This window comes from Bacillus sp. SJZ110, from assembly GCF_006715455.1.
GTDB classification, from domain to species: Bacteria; Bacillota; Bacilli; order Bacillales; family Bacillaceae; genus Bacillus; species Bacillus subtilis.
The window spans coordinates 620,992-638,607 of the sequence record NZ_VFNF01000001.1 but is presented as its reverse complement, the minus strand read 5'-3'; the positions used below and the strand labels follow the sequence as shown (position 1 = coordinate 638,607).

Here is a 17,616-nt window from a genome sequence, read left to right as displayed (position 1 = left end):
CATAGGCTAAAAAAGCGGGGCGTGTCCAAGGGGGTTATTTATGTATGTCGGATTTGTTTATAGGCGAACTGATTACATTAAGCATCATGGCGTTTGCTTTAGGGATGGATGCTTTTTCTGTCGGCCTTGGAATGGGCATGGTCAAACTTAGAAAGAAGCAGATATTCTATATTGGTTTCATCATCGGCCTCTTTCACGTCATCATGCCTCTCGCAGGGATGGCGGCCGGTAACATGCTGTCAGGGCTCCTCGGCGTGTTAGCGGTTTATATCGGTGGGGCGCTGCTTTTTGTTCTTGGGGTTCAAATGCTTATGGCCTCTTTTAAACAGTCAGAAGAACGATTCATGTCACCGGCAGGGCCGGGCTTATTGCTGTTTGCCATCGGCGTCAGCCTTGACAGCTTTTCCGTCGGCTTGAGCTTGGGGATATACGGCTCGCATCCGCTCCTCACAATTACCCTGTTCGGGCTGTTCAGCATGATGTTGACATGGCTGGGCCTGCTGGTCGGAAAACAAGTGCAGTCATGGCTTGGCACATACAGCGAAGCGCTCGGGGGCATCATATTAATCGTGTTTGGATTAAAGCTGCTTTTGCCAATTTAATATACCAATAAAAGAAACGAAGTCGCCGTTTCTTTTTTCTTCATATATAATAGAGAAAAATAAGGGGTGACTGACATGGATATTATTTTTGTCTGTACTGGAAATACGTGCCGCAGCCCAATGGCTGAGGCGCTTTTTAAATCAATTGCAGAAATGGAAGGGCTGAATGTCAATGTCCGCTCGGCAGGCGTGTTTGCTTCACCTAATGGGAAAGCGACGCCTCATGCAGTCGAAGCGCTGTTTGAAAAACACATTGCCCTTAATCATGTGTCTTCTCCATTAACTGAAGAACATATGGAGTCGGCTGATTTGGTTCTGGCTATGACCCATCAGCACAAGCAGATCATTGCCAGTCAATTTGGACGTTATCGTGATAAAGTGTTTACGTTAAAAGAATATGTCACAGGCAGCCATGGTGATGTCATCGATCCGTTCGGCGGCTCAATTGACATCTATAAACAAACGCGAGATGAGCTTGAAGAGCTTCTTCGGCAGCTGGCAAAACAGCTGAAAAAAGACCGCAGATAAGTTGTCAGAAAATCTGTAAACAGGTCATTTGCAAATCCTGCGTGAAGGAGTAGAATATAGTGAAAAGCACATCATATGGTGTGAATCAAAGAGCGGACAGGCTGCGCGGTCAATAATAAAGCGGGCGGGCCGCATCACACACGCTGGGAGGAAAAGCAGATGAAAGTAGCCATTGCATCGGATCATGGCGGCGTTCACATTCGAAATGAAATCAAAGAGTTAATGGACGAATTGCAAATTGAATATATTGATATGGGCTGTGACTGCGGCAGCGGCTCTGTCGATTATCCGGATTATGCTTTTCCGGTGGCCGAAAAAGTGGTTAGCGGCGAAGTTGACAGAGGCATTTTAATTTGCGGGACAGGCATCGGCATGAGCATTTCCGCTAATAAAGTAAAAGGGATTCGCTGCGCGCTGGCGCACGATACCTTCAGCGCGAAGGCGACGAGGGAGCATAATGACACAAACATCCTTGCGATGGGTGAACGGGTGATCGGACCTGGTTTGGCTCGGGAAATTGCAAAAATCTGGCTGACTACTGAGTTTACCGGGGGAAGACACCAAACGCGTATTGGAAAAATCTCAGATTATGAAGAGAAAAACCTGTAGGGGTGCTGTTTAATGAATGAGTTGAAACAAACGTGGAAGACGATGCTGTCTGAGTTTCAGGACCAAGCGGAATTGAAACAAGATCAGCTCTTCGTCCTTGGATGCAGCACGAGCGAAGTGGCCGGCAGCCGGATCGGCACATCGGGCAGTGTAGATATCGCTGAAAGCATCTACAGCGGACTTGCTGAGCTTCGGGAAAAAACGGGAATCCATCTGGCGTTTCAATGCTGCGAGCATTTAAACAGAGCGCTTGTCGTCGAAGCAGAAACGGCCAAGCTGTTCAGGCTTCCAACCGTTTCTGCCGTGCCCGTTCCAAAAGCGGGCGGAGCGATGGCGTCTTATGCGTTTAAGCAGATGAAGTCTCCTGTTCTTGTTGAAACCATTCAGGCTGACGCCGGAATTGATATAGGCGATACGTTTATCGGCATGCATCTGAAGCCGGTGGCTGTCCCTGTGCGTGTCTCTCAAAACAGCCTCGGTTCAGCTCATGTGACATTGGCGCGTACACGGCCGAAACTAATCGGCGGAGTGCGGGCGGTTTATGAGTGCGAATGAAAGGACTGCATAGCCAGTCTTTTCTTTTATTTTAAGACAGTGAAATAAATTCCGAACTTTAAATTAAATTTAAGTTATTAATATTCGTTTTTACCAATAAAAATTTAGATTTTTTAAAAATAATCTTTTACATCGGCCTTAAAAACCATGTACAATAGTGATGGTAAAAACAAAGAACAGGATACGGATAGGAGAGGATCTCGCTGATGAAACATTTACCTGCGCAAGACGAACAAGTGTTTAACGCCATTAAAAATGAGCGTGAACGCCAACAGACTAAGATCGAATTGATTGCTTCTGAGAACTTTGTAAGTGAAGCTGTTATGGAAGCACAAGGATCTGTTTTGACAAATAAATACGCAGAAGGATATCCGGGCAAACGCTACTACGGCGGATGCGAGCACGTCGATGTCGTTGAAGATATCGCTCGTGACCGCGCGAAGGAAATCTTTGGAGCGGAGCATGTAAACGTTCAGCCTCATTCAGGCGCACAAGCAAACATGGCAGTGTACTTCACGATTTTGGAGCAAGGCGATACTGTACTTGGGATGAACCTCTCCCACGGCGGCCATTTAACACACGGAAGCCCAGTCAACTTCAGCGGTGTTCAATATAACTTTGTTGAGTACGGCGTAAATAAAGAAACTCAATATATTGATTACGATGACGTGCGTGAAAAAGCCCTCGCTCATAAACCGAAGCTTATCGTAGCAGGAGCAAGTGCGTATCCTCGTACAATCGACTTTAAGAAATTCCGTGAAATTGCTGATGAAGTCGGCGCTTACTTCATGGTGGATATGGCACATATCGCAGGACTTGTTGCGGCAGGCCTTCATCCAAACCCGGTTCCTTACGCTGATTTCGTTACAACAACAACACATAAAACACTTCGCGGTCCTCGAGGCGGTATGATCCTTTGCCGTGAAGAGTTTGGCAAGAAAATTGATAAATCGATCTTCCCTGGGATTCAAGGCGGCCCGCTGATGCACGTTATTGCCGCAAAAGCTGTTTCATTCGGTGAAGTATTGCAGGACGATTTCAAAACATATGCACAAAACGTCATTTCAAACGCGAAACGTCTGGCTGAAGCCTTAACGAAAGAGGGCATCCAGCTCGTTTCAGGCGGAACAGACAACCACCTTATCCTTGTTGACCTTCGTTCGCTCGGACTGACTGGTAAGGTTGCGGAGCATGTACTTGATGAAATCGGTATTACGTCTAACAAAAACGCGATTCCATATGATCCTGAAAAACCTTTTGTAACAAGCGGCATCCGTCTTGGTACAGCTGCTGTAACCAGCCGTGGTTTTGACGGAGACGCATTAGAAGAAGTCGGTGCTATCATTGCGCTTGCATTGAAAAACCACGAAGATGAAGGAAAACTTGAAGAAGCAAGACAGCGTGTAGCTGCTCTGACTGATAAATTTCCTTTATATAAAGAATTAGATTATTAAGATCTTAAAACCCGCTTGGGCTTATGCCCGGCGGGTTTTTTGACGATGTTCTTGAAACTCAATGTCTTTTTTTGTAGAATCAATAGAAGTGTGTAATTGTTGATGGGACAATAAAAAAGGAGCTGAAACACAGTATGGGAAAGGTTTATGTATTTGATCATCCTTTAATTCAGCACAAGCTGACATATATACGGAATGAAAATACAGGTACGAAGGATTTTAGAGAGTTAGTAGATGAAGTGGCTACACTCATGGCATTTGAAATTACCCGCGATCTTCCTCTGGAAGAAGTGGATATCAATACACCGGTTCAGGCTGCGAAATCGAAAGTCATCTCAGGGAAAAAACTCGGAGTGGTTCCTATCCTCAGAGCAGGATTGGGAATGGTTGACGGCATTTTAAAGCTGATTCCTGCGGCAAAAGTGGGACATGTCGGCCTTTACCGTGATCCAGAAACCTTAAAACCCGTGGAATACTATGTCAAGCTTCCTTCTGATGTGGAAGAGCGTGAATTCATCGTGGTTGACCCGATGCTCGCTACAGGCGGTTCCGCAGTTGAAGCCATTCACAGCCTTAAAAAACGCGGTGCGAAAAATATCCGTTTCATGTGTCTTGTAGCAGCGCCGGAGGGTGTGGAAGAATTGCAGAAGCATCATTCGGACGTTGATATTTACATTGCGGCGCTAGATGAAAAATTAAATGAAAAAGGATATATTGTTCCAGGTCTCGGAGATGCGGGTGACCGCATGTTTGGAACAAAATAAAAAATGAAATCCCCAAAAGGGGGGGTTTCATTTTTTTATCCAGTTTTTTGCTATTCGGTGAATCTGTATACAATTATAGGTGAAAATGTGAACATTCTGTGGAGACGTAAAGTATAAAAAGTTTTTTAACTTTAAACAGATTGACACATGTTAGGGGCTATTGTATGCTAAACGAGGGTATTATGAGAAGGTTTTCATAGCTTTCATTATAGTCCTCATCCTCAATGTAAATCCTCTCAGCAAACCCGTATTATGAGGATTTATTTAAGCGAATGAAACAGCATCCCTGCAAGGCTTGCGGATGAATGATTTTTTCGAACAGGCCCGTTTTGCCGGTCAAAAAAGGTCTTCTACTAAGGGTTAACCGCTGATTTTTGCCGTATCCAAGCTATACATTATTTTTTCATCAGGAGACAGATAATTGATGGACGATCCCAAGCTTACATTTAGCAGACAACGCAAATATTTATTGTTCATTTTGGCAGTGTATGTACTGGGTTATGGTTTAACAGCGTATAAAACCGTTTTTTTAGGCCTTATTCTGGGAACTGTTTTCAGTTTGTTTAATTTTTTACTGCTCGTCAGAAGAATGAATGCTTTTGACAGAGCTGTTGAGAAAGGAAAGTCCATACGATCTCTCGGGAGCGCAGCGCGGTGGTGCAATGCGATTCTTGCTGTGGCTGTTGCCTATAAAAATCCCGAATACTTTCATATGGCAAGTACAGTTATTGGATTAATGACAATATACCCTGTCATTATGATAGATTCCTTTATCCAGCTTAAACGTTCATCAATGGAAGAGAGGTGAAAACCCTTTGAATCATGGTTACAGAACTATAGAATTTCTAGGTCTTACTTTTAATCTGACAAACATTCTGATGATTACTGTGGCGAGTGTGATTGTTTTATTGATTGCTATATTGACGACAAGAACGCTTTCGATCCGTCCCGGAAAAGCCCAGAACTTTATGGAATGGATTGTTGATTTCGTCCGCAATATTATTGGCAGTACAATGGATTTAAAAACAGGGGCTAACTTCTTGGCACTTGGTGTCACATTGCTGATGTACATATTTGTGTCGAATATGCTGGGGCTGCCGTTCTCTATTACAATCGGACATGAGCTCTGGTGGAAGTCTCCGACAGCCGATCCTGCCATTACATTAACGCTAGCCGTGATGGTTGTTGCTTTAACCCACTACTATGGTGTGAAGATGAAAGGGCTCAAGGAATATTCCAAAGACTATTTAAGACCTGTTCCATTCATGCTCCCGATGAAAATCATCGAAGAGTTTGCGAATACGCTGACTCTAGGTTTGCGGCTGTATGGTAACATCTTCGCCGGTGAGATTCTTCTCGGCCTGCTTGCGGGATTAGCAACAAGCCATTATTCGCAAAGCGTGGCTCTCGGTCTTGTCGGTACAATCGGTGCCATTCTGCCGATGCTGGCATGGCAAGCATTCAGTTTATTTATTGGTGCTATCCAGGCATTTATCTTTACAATGCTGACGATGGTGTACATGTCTCATAAAATCAGTCATGATCATTAAAACATTATATCCAAACGGATAACATTTTAAAGGAGGAACTTTTTCATGAATTTAATAGCAGCTGCGATTGCAATTGGTTTAGGCGCACTTGGTGCAGGTATTGGTAACGGTTTGATTGTTTCACGTACGGTAGAGGGGATTGCCCGTCAGCCGGAAGCAGGTAAAGAACTGAGAACTCTTATGTTCATGGGTATCGCATTAGTTGAAGCCCTTCCTATTATCGCTGTCGTTATCGCATTCTTAGCGTTCTTTGGCTAAGCATAAAAGCCTTATATGAACTAAAAATGGCGAAGATCATTCCAAGAGAACCTTCGCCATTGCTTTATGTCTGATAAGCATCCCGCCTTGCCGGCTGAAAAGAGACAAGTGCGGCTGCTGGATCAGCAAAGAAAAACCTGCAGAAGGGAGTTGCCGTAGTAGATGTCTCAATTACCACTTGAACTAGGATTGTCGTTTAACGGCGGAGATATCCTGTTCCAACTGTTAGCTATGTTAATCTTATTAGCGCTTCTGAAGAAATACGCTTTAGGGCCGCTATTAAACATAATGAAACAGCGTGAAGACCACATCGCTGGAGAAATTACGTCTGCTGAAGAAAAAAATAAAGAAGCGCAGCAGCTGATTGAAGAGCAGCGCGTTCTTTTAAAAGAAGCAAGACAGGAATCCCAAACTCTTATCGAAAACGCAAAGAAACTGGGAGAGAAGCAAAAAGAAGAGATTATTCAGGCTGCACGTGCAGAATCTGAACGTCTGAAAGAAGCAGCAAGAACTGAAATCGTGAAGGAAAAAGAACAGGCGGTTTCTGCTCTCCGTGAGCAAGTAGCGTCTCTTTCTGTCATGATTGCGTCGAAAGTGATCGAAAAAGAACTGGATGAACAAGCGCAAGAGAAATTGATCCAGGACTATCTTAAAGAGGTAGGAGAAAGCCGATGAGTGGATCAGCTGTCTCTAAACGATATGCATCAGCTCTTTTTGATATAGCCAATGAGTCCGCTCAGCTGAATCAAGTAGAAGAAGAGCTAACTGTTGTAAAACAAGTATTTCAAAATGAAAAAGCGCTTAATGATGTGTTGAACCATCCGAAGGTGCCGGCTGCGAAGAAAAAAGAGCTGATCCAAAATGCATTTGGCTCTTTGTCACAGTCCGTGCTTAATACGATTTTTCTTTTGATTGACCGCCATCGTGCCGCGATTGTGCCTGAGCTCACAGATGAGTTTATCAAACTCGCAAATGAGGCCCGTCAAACAGAAGACGCAATCGTATATTCAGTGAAACCGCTGACGGATGCAGAAATGTTACCATTATCACAAGTGTTTGCAAAAAAAGCCGGAGTCGCTTCACTGAGAATCAGAAATGAAGTGCAGACGGATTTAATAGGCGGCATTAAAGTCCGCATTGGAAACCGGATTTATGACGGCAGCGTAAGCGGGAAGCTTCAGCGCATTGAACGTCAATTAGCCGGGGAAAATCGATAGAAGGGGTGAAACCTAAGTGAGCATCAAAGCTGAAGAGATTAGCACGCTGATAAAACAGCAAATACAAAATTATCAATCTGATATTGAAGTTCAAGACGTAGGTACAGTCATCCAAGTCGGTGACGGTATTGCACGTGTGCACGGCCTTGATAACTGTATGGCCGGTGAACTTGTCGAATTTTCAAACGGTGTTTTGGGTATGGCTCAAAACCTTGAGGAATCAAACGTAGGTATCGTCATCTTAGGACCTTTCAGTGAGATCCGTGAGGGAGACGAAGTAAAAAGAACAGGCCGCATCATGGAGGTTCCTGTTGGTGAAGAGTTAATCGGCCGTATTGTAAATCCGTTAGGCCAGCCGGTAGACGGACTTGGCCCGATCCTTACAAGCAAAACTCGTCCGATTGAGAGCCCTGCACCAGGCGTTATGGACCGTAAATCCGTTCATGAACCGCTTCAAACCGGTATCAAAGCGATCGATGCCCTGATTCCAATCGGCCGCGGCCAGCGTGAGCTGATCATCGGTGACCGTCAAACAGGTAAAACATCTGTTGCGATCGATGCGATTCTGAACCAAAAAGACCAAGACATGATCTGCGTATATGTTGCGATCGGTCAAAAAGAATCAACAGTCCGCGGCGTAGTAGAAACATTGCGTAAACACGGCGCGCTTGATTATACAATTGTTGTAACGGCGTCTGCGTCACAGCCGGCACCGCTTCTGTACCTGGCACCGTATGCTGGGGTTACAATGGCAGAAGAATTTATGTACAGCGGCAAGCACGTTCTTGTTGTATACGATGATCTTTCTAAACAAGCGGCTGCTTACCGTGAGCTGTCCTTGCTTCTTCGCCGTCCGCCAGGCCGTGAAGCGTTCCCTGGGGATGTATTCTATCTTCATTCCCGTCTGCTTGAGCGTGCAGCAAAGCTTAGCGACGCGAAAGGCGCAGGATCAATTACAGCTCTGCCGTTCGTAGAAACACAAGCCGGAGATATCTCTGCTTATATTCCGACGAACGTCATTTCCATCACCGACGGACAGATCTTCCTGCAATCTGATTTGTTCTTCTCAGGCGTACGTCCAGCGATCAATGCCGGATTGTCTGTATCCCGTGTCGGCGGCTCAGCGCAAATCAAAGCGATGAAAAAAGTATCAGGTACTTTGCGTCTTGACCTTGCGTCATACCGTGAGCTGGAAGCATTCGCTCAATTCGGTTCTGACCTCGACCAAGCGACTCAGGCAAAACTGAACCGCGGTGCGCGTACAGTTGAAGTGCTGAAGCAGGATCTGAACAAGCCGCTTCCGGTTGAAAAGCAAGTAGCCATTCTTTATGCGCTGACAAAAGGATATCTCGATGATATTCCTGTGGCGGATATCAGACGTTTTGAAGAAGAGTACTACATGTACCTTGACCAAAACCATAAAGACCTGCTTGACGGAATTGCGAAAACAGGAAACCTTCCTGCTGATGAAGACTTCAATGCTGCAATCGAAGGCTTCAAACGCACATTTGCACCAAGCAACTAACTCGAATGCTGATGAGAGAAAAAGGTTCTCTTTTTCTCTCTTTTTACGCAGATGAAGAGAAAAGGTGGTGAAATCTTTGGCCTCATTACGCGATATTAAGTCAAGGATCACGTCAACGAAAAAAACAAGTCAGATTACAAAAGCCATGCAGATGGTATCTGCGGCTAAGCTGAATCGTGCTGAAAACAATGCAAAATCATTTGTGCCATATATGGATAAAATCCAAGAGGTTGTGTCAAACGTCGGAAGAGTTTCCGGCAACGTGAAGCACCCGATGCTTCTCAGCAGAGAAGTGAAAAAAACGGCATACCTTGTCATTACGTCTGACCGCGGTCTTGCCGGCGCTTTTAACAGTTCGGTTTTACGGAGTGCTTATCAGGCCATGCAAGAACGTCATCAGTCTAAGGATGAGTATGCGGTGATTGCCATCGGAAGAGTGGGCCGTGATTTCTTTAAGAAACGTGAGATTCCGATCATTTCCGAGTTAACAGGACTTGGGGATGAAGTGACGTTTACAGAAATTAAAGATCTTGCCCGTCAAACGATCCAAATGTTTATAGACGGTGCGTTTGATGAATTGCACCTTGTTTATAACCATTTTGTCAGCGCCATTACTCAAGAAGTAACGGAGAAAAAACTTCTGCCGTTATCTGATTTGGGCAGCGGCGGCGGAAAAAGAACGGCGTCTTATGAATTTGAACCATCTGAAGAGGAGGTTCTGGAGGTTTTGCTTCCTCAATATGCAGAAAGCTTAATCTTCGGTGCGCTTCTTGACAGTAAAGCAAGTGAGCACGCTGCAAGAATGACGGCGATGAAAAATGCGACAGACAACGCGAAGGAACTTATCGATTCACTTTCGCTTTCTTACAACCGCGCTCGCCAAGCAGCCATCACACAAGAAATTACGGAAATTGTCGGCGGAGCAGCCGCTTTAGAATAGAAAGATTTTGTCAGGAGGGATAGCGATGAAGAAAGGACGCGTTAGCCAGGTATTAGGACCGGTCGTCGACGTGCGTTTTGAAGACGGTCACTTGCCTGAAATTTATAATGCGATTAAAATTTCACAGCCAGCTGCAAGTGAAAACGAAGTAGGTATTGATTTAACGCTTGAGGTCGCTCTTCATTTAGGTGATGATACAGTCCGTACAATCGCAATGGCATCTACAGATGGTGTTCAGCGCGGTATGGAAGCTGTAGATACAGGAGCGCCAATCTCAGTACCGGTTGGTGATGTAACACTTGGACGTGTATTTAACGTTCTCGGAGAAAATATTGATTTGAATGAGCCGGTTCCTGCGGATGCGAAAAAGGATCCGATTCACAGACAGGCGCCTTCATTCGATCAGCTTTCAACAGAAGTTGAAATTCTTGAAACAGGTATTAAGGTTGTTGATTTGCTTGCTCCTTACATTAAGGGCGGTAAAATCGGATTGTTCGGTGGTGCCGGTGTAGGTAAAACCGTATTAATCCAGGAATTAATCAACAACATCGCGCAAGAGCACGGCGGTATCTCTGTATTCGCCGGCGTAGGAGAGCGTACTCGTGAAGGGAACGACCTTTTCTACGAAATGAGTGACTCTGGCGTAATCAACAAAACAGCCATGGTATTCGGACAAATGAACGAGCCGCCGGGCGCACGTATGCGTGTTGCTTTGACAGGCCTTACAATGGCTGAGCACTTCCGTGATGTACAAGGACAGGACGTACTGTTCTTTATCGATAACATTTTCCGTTTCACACAAGCGGGTTCAGAGGTTTCAGCCCTTCTTGGCCGTATGCCTTCAGCGGTTGGTTATCAGCCGACGCTTGCAACTGAGATGGGTCAGCTCCAAGAGCGTATCACGTCTACGAATGTTGGATCAGTTACATCTATCCAGGCGATCTACGTGCCTGCCGATGACTACACTGACCCGGCGCCGGCAACAACGTTCGCTCACTTGGATGCGACAACAAACCTTGAGCGTAAATTAACTGAAATGGGTATTTACCCTGCGGTTGATCCGTTGGCATCTACATCACGCGCCCTTGCTCCTGAAATTGTTGGAGAAGAGCACTATGCGGTTGCGCGTGAAGTACAGTCAACGCTTCAGCGTTACAAAGAGCTTCAAGATATCATTGCGATTCTCGGTATGGATGAATTAGGCGAGGAAGACAAACTTGTCGTTCACCGCGCTCGTCGTATCCAGTTCTTCCTTTCTCAGAACTTCCACGTGGCTGAACAGTTCACTGGACAAAAAGGTTCTTACGTGCCTGTAAAAGAGACGGTACAAGGCTTCAAAGAAATCTTAGCCGGTAAATATGACCATCTTCCAGAAGATGCATTCCGTCTTGTAGGCCGTATCGAAGAAGTTGTTGAGAAAGCAAAAGAAATGGGTGTAGAAGTTTAATCTGGTCCTAGGAGGGTAAAAGCATGAAGACCGTTAAAGTCAATATCGTTACTCCCGACGGCCCAGTATACGATGCGGATATCGAAATGGTGAGTGTGAGAGCCGAAAGCGGCGATCTCGGTATTTTGCCAGGCCATATTCCAACCGTGGCTCCTCTTAAAATCGGCGCTGTCCGTCTGAAAAAAGACGGGCAGACTGAAATGGTTGCCGTCAGCGGCGGTTTTGTAGAAGTCCGTCCTGATCAGGTCACCATCCTTGCCCAGGCTGCCGAGACAGCAGAAGGCATCGATAAAGAGCGCGCTGAAGCTGCACGCCAGCGGGCGCAGGAGCGTTTGAATACTCAATCAGATGATACTGACATTCGTCGGGCTGAGCTTGCGTTACAGCGGGCTTTGAACAGATTGGATGTAGCAGGGAAATAAGAAAAAATCCTTCTCTTTATGAGAAGGATTTTTTTATGAACGCACAAGAGAATCAAACAGCGATAACAGCGGGCGATCCTCTTTTTGGCGCAGGTATAAACCATCACAGGCATTCATTGTATGCCACGATTTGCGATGTCTTCTAAAGCCAAGTGTATAAGCGCCGTCTTTATAGGGATAAGGTTTTACAACCCATTCAGCATCTTCATGGCGGGCAATCACGCAATCTATAAGATAAACACTGATCATTTTCTCGAATTCTTCAATAGGAAGATTCCAATCAGCAAGCAAAAGCTCTTGTATACTTTGAAAATAAAGGTTTTCAAGCTCTTCAAGGCTTTCTCTCGTATAGGTAAGAGAAATGTTAAAAAACTGACACAATTCATTCAGTTCTTCAATCTGTGACTGTCTATAATCATAATAGAATGCAATTGCTTCCCATTCCTGATCAAAAATTGGCAGGTCCTCACCATATTGCTTTTCAGGCTGAAAAAAAGAATGATTCACATTTGCCAGCTCCTTTCCAATAAAGTATACCATGTAAAAGAATCGCACTTTAAGCGGGGATTAGCCCTAGATTTGGCTGATTATTCCGTTCTGTATAAAATGTATCATCTTTATCTGTGCTTCTTATATAATAAGAAAGGGTATGAACGCAGAGAAAGGAGTGTAATAGATGAGTGTATTGGGACAGCAGGCTGCAATCGGCATTGTCGTTCACCTGATTTTTATAGCAGTGACTTGGTGGGCGTTGCAAGCCGTCAATATAGATCCGTTAATCAAAAAAGGCAAAGTCGTGCAGGCTAGACTCCTGATGATTTTGCTGACAATTGCCATTGGAACGGCCGTTGCCAATTTCTTTTTAGATTATCTCAATTATTCACAGCAGCTTCCCTATCTATTTTAATAGGTTTTGAACATTATTATCATTAAATGGTTGGGAGAAGCGGGTTGAAGCGAATAGCTCGAGTTTTGACGAAGATTTTTACGTATGGCGCCTCTTGCCTCCGGTAAAACTGGGGATAAGGGGGAGAGATGAACATGAAGAAAAAACAAGTAAGCCACGCTATTATCATTTCCGTCATGTTAAGCTTCGTCATTGCTGTTTTCCATACCATTCATGCGAGTGAATTAACGCCGTTAGCAAAAATGGCAGAGGGGATGGAACGCCAAGATGTGTCAATAGATAAGTGGACATTGCATGCAAAACAAAACATGTCACTGACCGAAAAAGAATTTTATCAAAAAGTGCAACGTTTAAAATCAGAGTATCGTCAATATGATTGGGTGATTGCACGGGAAGATAAAATGATAAAGGCAATTGGCACATATACTGACAAAAAAAATCGTACTTCTTTTAGACTGCAGCTTGTCACAACCCTCAAAAAACACAATCCAACTTCGTATTTATTATATGAGCAAATGAGTCTAGAGACACCGGATAGCTGGAATGATACATATGAACAGTTTGAACGGGAGACACTTGGGATATTCCAAGAAAAAGTAGTTATTTTTACTTGTCTAAATGGTCACTTAGATGATAATATGAATATTGTTTTGCAAAAAAAAGCAAATCAGTTATTAAATGAATTTCAAGCAAGATCAGTAGAACATGTAGTTGAGCCAAATTTCGTTTCTATTTCTGCGTTTACAGATGAGTGGGAAGAGTACATTATGACCTCGAAACATAAAATGAATTTGCAAGTTGCACTTAGAAGTGCAGGAATGGGCGGAAAACATACCGTTACGGTTGGCACACCAATCGTTACGACTGAATATTAATATAGAGAATTTAGGGACGCGGAGGGGAATACCTTGGAAAAAATCATCGTCCGCGGCGGTCAGAAGTTAAACGGCACAGTCAAAGTTGAAGGCGCTAAAAATGCCGTTTTACCTGTTATCGCTGCATCTTTATTAGCAAGTGAAGAAAAAAGCGTAATTTGTGATGTACCTACGCTCTCCGATGTATATACAATTAACGAAGTGTTGCGTCATTTAGGAGCAGATGTGCATTTTGAAAATAATGAAGTGACTGTAAATGCTTCATACGCTTTGCAAACTGAAGCACCTTTTGAATATGTTCGTAAAATGCGTGCGTCTGTGCTTGTCATGGGGCCGCTTCTTGCGCGTACAGGTCATGCAAGAGTTGCACTTCCGGGCGGATGCGCAATTGGTTCCAGACCGATTGATCAGCATTTAAAAGGTTTTGAAGCAATGGGCGCAGAAATCAAAGTCGGTAATGGCTTCATTGAAGCTGAAGTAAAAGGCCGACTGCAAGGCGCAAAAATTTATCTGGACTTCCCAAGTGTAGGAGCTACAGAGAACCTGATTATGGCAGCCGCTCTAGCTGAAGGAACAACAACGCTGGAAAACGTGGCAAAAGAACCCGAAATCGTTGATTTAGCAAACTATATCAACGGCATGGGCGGAAAAATCCGCGGAGCTGGCACCGGCACCATCAAAATTGAAGGAGTCGAAAAGCTTCACGGCGTAAAACACCATATTATTCCTGACCGTATTGAAGCGGGCACATTTATGGTTGCTGCTGCAATCACTGAAGGAAACGTATTAGTAAAAGGAGCGGTTCCTGAGCACCTCACCTCTTTAATTGCAAAAATGGAAGAGATGGGTGTAACAATTAAGGATGAAGGTGAAGGTCTGCGTGTCATCGGCCCGAAAGAACTTAAACCGATTGACATCAAAACAATGCCTCACCCGGGCTTCCCGACTGATATGCAGTCACAAATGATGGCGCTTCTGCTTCGTGCAAGCGGCACAAGCATGATTACAGAAACCGTTTTTGAAAACCGTTTTATGCATGCGGAAGAATTCCGCCGTATGAATGGTGATATCAAGATTGAAGGACGTTCTGTCATCATTAACGGTCCTGTACAGCTTCAGGGAGCTGAAGTTGCAGCGACTGATTTGCGTGCAGGTGCAGCGCTGATTCTTGCGGGGTTAGTGGCTGAAGGTCACACACGTGTTACTGAATTGAAGCACTTAGACCGCGGTTACGTTGATTTCCATCAGAAGCTTGCCGCTCTGGGCGCAGACATCGAACGTGTAAATGATGAGTCTGCTTCTGAGCAAGAGAATAAAGAAGTCGTTTCTGACTTAAATGCATAAACTTACTTGAAAATCAGTATGTCACTCTGGCATACTGGTTTTTTATTTTTTGTGTATTATCATCATTATGCGCAAAATAGCAAAAAAGAATACGTAAATGACAAATAAAGTTTCTGTCCAAAACGAGAGTCATATTAGCTTGTCCCTGCCCATAGACTAGACTAGAGTCGAATCCCGAGCAGGAGGCAGCTGAATATGAAACAATTCGCAATCACACTATCCGTACTATGTGCATTGATTCTCTTGGTTCCCACACTCTTGGTTATACCATTCCAGCATAATAAGGAAGCGGGGGCCAGCGTAGAATCAGAAAAGACAGCAGTCAGCACGAAACCAGCATCGAAAGGAGCAGAGACATTGAAAGCATCACCTGTTTCTATTCCCGTCTATCGAACCGCAAATCAATCCGTAGAAAACATTCCGCTTGAAGAGTATGTGATTGGAGTCGTCGCCTCCGAAATGCCGGCAACCTTTGAATCTGAAGCACTGAAAGCCCAGGCCCTCGCCGCCAGAACATTTATTGTCAGACTGATGGTGTCAAATTCAGCGGTTGAGGCTCCTAAAGGCTCACTGGTGGATGATACACAGATGTTTCAGGTGTATAAAAACAAAGCGGAGCTGAAAAAGCAATGGGGCACAAGCTATGAGACAAAACTGAAGAAAATCACAGATGCGGTAGCCAGTACGCAAGGCAAAATCTTAACGTACAACAACCAGCCGATTGAAGCATCCTTTTTCTCCACAAGCAACGGCTACACAGAGAATGCAGAAGCTTATTGGACAAGTGCTATCCCATATTTAAAAAGCGTCAAAAGCCCATGGGATAAAAAGTCTCCGGAATATAAGGCAACGAAAACCTTTACAGCGGCAGAATTTCAGCAAAAGCTTGGCGTCAAGCTGGATGGATCTAGCGCAGTAGGGAAGATTACCGGCGAGACACCGGGCCACCAGGTCGCAACTGCCGTCATTAACGGCAAGACGCTGAAAGGAAGAGACATACGTGAAAAGCTGGGTCTCAACTCCGCCGATTTTGAATGGAAGCGAAATGGAGACACAATTACAGTCACGACGAGAGGATTTGGCCACGGTGTTGGGATGAGCCAATACGGAGCGAATTTTATGGCCAAAGAAGGCAAAACGGTTGATGACATTGTAAAGTACTATTACCAAGGCACACAAATTTCTGAGGCAGATGCGTTTTTGAATAAATACATGGCGAAAAAGTAGAAAAAGACGCTCTTTGGGCGTCTTTTTCTGTTCTTGAATGTCTTTTATCTAAGAGCGGCTGAAACGGTTTAGAGGAGCTTCTGGCCGTCTTTAAGGATCAGTCCTTTTTTCCTGATTTCAGGCTTTGAGATTGTGGTAAAGTCATCCACATTTGTCGACAGACTTCGACAGACTCATATAACGAAAGCCGAAAGGCGGACAATCTTCTCTTTTCATAGGGGCGTTAGGTGGAAATCACTAATAAAAACATAGGTTTCTATGCAAAAGTAAACAACAGCAATGGGGAAGCCCGCCCTATTTATTTCTCGGTTTTTGTTGATTACGATAGATTATGTTCAGCGTTGAACATCTGCACGCAGAAACAAATTGGTAAAGGGGTACGAACATGAAGAAAAGATTTTCACTGATCATGATGACAGGATTGCTTTTTGGATTAACTTCACCTGCTTTTGCAGCTGAAAAGACAGAAACGGAGGCTAAAGCGCCGGCGAACGTGGCGGTCTTGCTTGATGCCAGCGGAAGTATGGCGAAAAGAATAGATGGTGTATCTAAATTTAATTCAGCCAAAAAAGAAATTTCAAAGTTTGCGAGCTCATTGCCAGAAGGAACTCAGGTGAAAATGAGCGTGTTTGGCTCTGAAGGAAACAATAAAAATTCCGGAAAAGTTCAGTCATGTGAAGCCATTCGCAACGTATACGGCTTCCAAAGCTTTAACGAGCAAAGCTTCCTCAATTCTCTCAATACAATTGGGCCGACTGGCTGGACGCCAATTGCCAAAGCGCTGAACGAAGCGAAATCTTCTTTTGACCAGCTTGATGCAAAAGGGGAAAAAGTGGTGTATCTGTTGACAGACGGTGAGGAAACGTGCGGAGGAAACCCGATTAAAACAGCAAAGGAACTGCAAAAAGACAATATCACTGTTAATGTGATCGGCTTTGATTATAAAGAGGGATACAAAGGCCAGCTGAACGCAATTGCGAAAGTAGGCGGCGGTGAATACTTCCCGGCTTATACCCAAAAAGATGTTGAGAAAATTTTCACTCAGCAATCACTAATGTTATCTAAATAAGAAAAAAGAGGCTGGTGATGGTCAGCCTCTTTTTGTATGTAACAAAAACTTCAAAACTAATTAGCTGTCTGCCTGTAGCATAGTAGCAGATTTCCGTTTTTCTGTCATAATCAAGGCGAAAAAAGAATGAATGATCACACAATCTGTTTATGCTTTCTGGGCGGAAATGGCTAAAAATGAACGGCATTTCAAGCGATTTTGGACAGATCGTGAAAGCAGCACAAAAGGCAGCATGTCCTATATCTTTTTGCATTTTCGTATTCTAGCATAAAGAAGAATCCAACATATAGTTGGAAAATATGAAAAAGAAAGGAAGTAATCGT

22 protein-coding genes are annotated in these 17,616 nt (G+C 44.3%); 21 read left to right on the top strand and 1 reads right to left on the bottom strand.

Annotation, left to right across the window (positions count from 1 at the left end; translation table 11 throughout):
* Positions 1-44: 44 nt before the first annotated feature.
* The 15 genes from FB592_RS03190 to FB592_RS03120 all read left to right on the top strand — a co-directional run bounded on the left by FB592_RS03190 (position 45) and on the right by FB592_RS03120 (position 11,871).
* The gene (locus tag FB592_RS03190; RefSeq protein ID WP_003227661.1) at positions 45-602 is read left to right on the top strand and encodes a manganese efflux pump MntP; all 558 of its coding nucleotides are present in this window, start codon (positions 45-47) and stop codon (positions 600-602) included.
* 75 nt (positions 603-677) lie between these two features.
* On the top strand, positions 678-1,130 hold the full coding sequence (prpB, locus tag FB592_RS03185; protein ID WP_015384897.1) for a protein arginine phosphatase PrpB: 453 nt from the start codon (positions 678-680) through the stop codon (positions 1,128-1,130).
* A 159-nt stretch (positions 1,131-1,289) separates the two neighbouring features.
* Positions 1,290-1,739 (top strand): ribose 5-phosphate isomerase B, encoded by a 450-nt coding sequence (gene rpiB, locus FB592_RS03180; protein WP_003221910.1) that lies wholly within the window; start codon positions 1,290-1,292, stop codon positions 1,737-1,739.
* A 12-nt stretch (positions 1,740-1,751) separates the two neighbouring features.
* Entirely contained in the window at positions 1,752-2,294 is a 543-nt protein-coding gene (locus FB592_RS03175) for a TIGR01440 family protein (protein ID WP_003227667.1), read from the top strand.
* Positions 2,295-2,500: 206 nt separating this feature from the next.
* Entirely contained in the window at positions 2,501-3,748 is a 1,248-nt protein-coding gene (gene glyA, locus FB592_RS03170) for a serine hydroxymethyltransferase (RefSeq protein WP_103804173.1), read from the top strand.
* 134 nt (positions 3,749-3,882) lie between these two features.
* Positions 3,883-4,512: a uracil phosphoribosyltransferase gene (gene upp, locus FB592_RS03165; protein WP_003227670.1), complete on the top strand. Its 630-nt coding sequence runs from the start codon at positions 3,883-3,885 to the stop codon at positions 4,510-4,512.
* A 424-nt stretch (positions 4,513-4,936) separates the two neighbouring features.
* On the top strand, positions 4,937-5,320 hold the full coding sequence (gene atpI, locus FB592_RS03160) for an ATP synthase subunit I (protein WP_003243159.1): 384 nt from the start codon (positions 4,937-4,939) through the stop codon (positions 5,318-5,320).
* 7 nt (positions 5,321-5,327) lie between these two features.
* Positions 5,328-6,062 (top strand): F0F1 ATP synthase subunit A, encoded by a 735-nt coding sequence (gene atpB, locus FB592_RS03155; RefSeq protein WP_003242621.1) that lies wholly within the window; start codon positions 5,328-5,330, stop codon positions 6,060-6,062.
* A 45-nt stretch (positions 6,063-6,107) separates the two neighbouring features.
* Entirely contained in the window at positions 6,108-6,320 is a 213-nt protein-coding gene (gene atpE, locus FB592_RS03150; RefSeq protein WP_003151167.1) for a F0F1 ATP synthase subunit C, read from the top strand.
* Between the two features lie 162 nt (positions 6,321-6,482).
* Positions 6,483-6,995, top strand: coding sequence for a F0F1 ATP synthase subunit B (gene atpF, locus FB592_RS03145; protein ID WP_003244051.1), 513 nt, complete (start codon positions 6,483-6,485; stop codon positions 6,993-6,995).
* Positions 6,992-7,537, top strand: a complete 546-nt coding sequence (locus FB592_RS03140) for a F0F1 ATP synthase subunit delta (RefSeq protein WP_017696011.1) — start codon at positions 6,992-6,994, stop codon at positions 7,535-7,537. Before atpF ends, FB592_RS03140 begins: the two co-directional genes overlap by 4 nt.
* Before the next feature lie 16 nt (positions 7,538-7,553).
* Complete coding sequence (gene atpA / locus FB592_RS03135) at positions 7,554-9,062, top strand: F0F1 ATP synthase subunit alpha (RefSeq protein WP_014481186.1); 1,509 nt, start codon at positions 7,554-7,556, stop codon at positions 9,060-9,062.
* A 76-nt stretch (positions 9,063-9,138) separates the two neighbouring features.
* Positions 9,139-10,002, top strand: a complete 864-nt coding sequence (gene atpG / locus FB592_RS03130; protein ID WP_003244388.1) for an ATP synthase F1 subunit gamma — start codon at positions 9,139-9,141, stop codon at positions 10,000-10,002.
* Between the two features lie 25 nt (positions 10,003-10,027).
* A complete protein-coding gene (gene atpD / locus FB592_RS03125) occupies positions 10,028-11,449 on the top strand; it encodes a F0F1 ATP synthase subunit beta (protein ID WP_003227686.1) in 1,422 nt (473 codons plus the stop codon).
* Positions 11,450-11,472: 23 nt separating this feature from the next.
* Positions 11,473-11,871 (top strand): F0F1 ATP synthase subunit epsilon, encoded by a 399-nt coding sequence (locus tag FB592_RS03120; RefSeq protein ID WP_021480810.1) that lies wholly within the window; start codon positions 11,473-11,475, stop codon positions 11,869-11,871.
* A gap of 33 nt (positions 11,872-11,904) precedes the next feature.
* Here FB592_RS03120 and FB592_RS03115 read toward each other — a convergent pair whose 3' ends face one another.
* Positions 11,905-12,378, bottom strand: a complete 474-nt coding sequence (locus FB592_RS03115) for a hypothetical protein (RefSeq protein ID WP_043940215.1) — start codon at positions 12,376-12,378, stop codon at positions 11,905-11,907.
* Positions 12,379-12,547: 169 nt separating this feature from the next.
* On the opposite strand from FB592_RS03115, the gene FB592_RS03110 reads away from it, so the two are divergent.
* From FB592_RS03110 to FB592_RS03085, 6 genes are all read left to right on the top strand, one after another.
* Entirely contained in the window at positions 12,548-12,778 is a 231-nt protein-coding gene (locus tag FB592_RS03110) for a DUF1146 family protein (RefSeq protein WP_003227691.1), read from the top strand.
* 134 nt (positions 12,779-12,912) lie between these two features.
* Complete coding sequence (locus tag FB592_RS03105; protein WP_141949262.1) at positions 12,913-13,653, top strand: YwmB family TATA-box binding protein; 741 nt, start codon at positions 12,913-12,915, stop codon at positions 13,651-13,653.
* Between the two features lie 33 nt (positions 13,654-13,686).
* Positions 13,687-14,997 carry a UDP-N-acetylglucosamine 1-carboxyvinyltransferase gene (gene murA / locus FB592_RS03100; protein WP_003227695.1) on the top strand — a complete coding sequence of 437 codons (1,311 nt, stop codon included), beginning with the start codon at positions 13,687-13,689 and terminating at the stop codon, positions 14,995-14,997.
* 195 nt (positions 14,998-15,192) lie between these two features.
* Positions 15,193-16,224, top strand: a complete 1,032-nt coding sequence (spoIID, locus tag FB592_RS03095; protein WP_141949261.1) for a stage II sporulation protein D — start codon at positions 15,193-15,195, stop codon at positions 16,222-16,224.
* A gap of 385 nt (positions 16,225-16,609) precedes the next feature.
* A complete protein-coding gene (locus FB592_RS03090) occupies positions 16,610-17,293 on the top strand; it encodes a vWA domain-containing protein (protein WP_003227700.1) in 684 nt (227 codons plus the stop codon).
* 130 nt (positions 17,294-17,423) lie between these two features.
* Complete coding sequence (locus tag FB592_RS03085) at positions 17,424-17,564, top strand: hypothetical protein (protein ID WP_014478246.1); 141 nt, start codon at positions 17,424-17,426, stop codon at positions 17,562-17,564.
* Positions 17,565-17,616 lie beyond the last annotated feature (52 nt).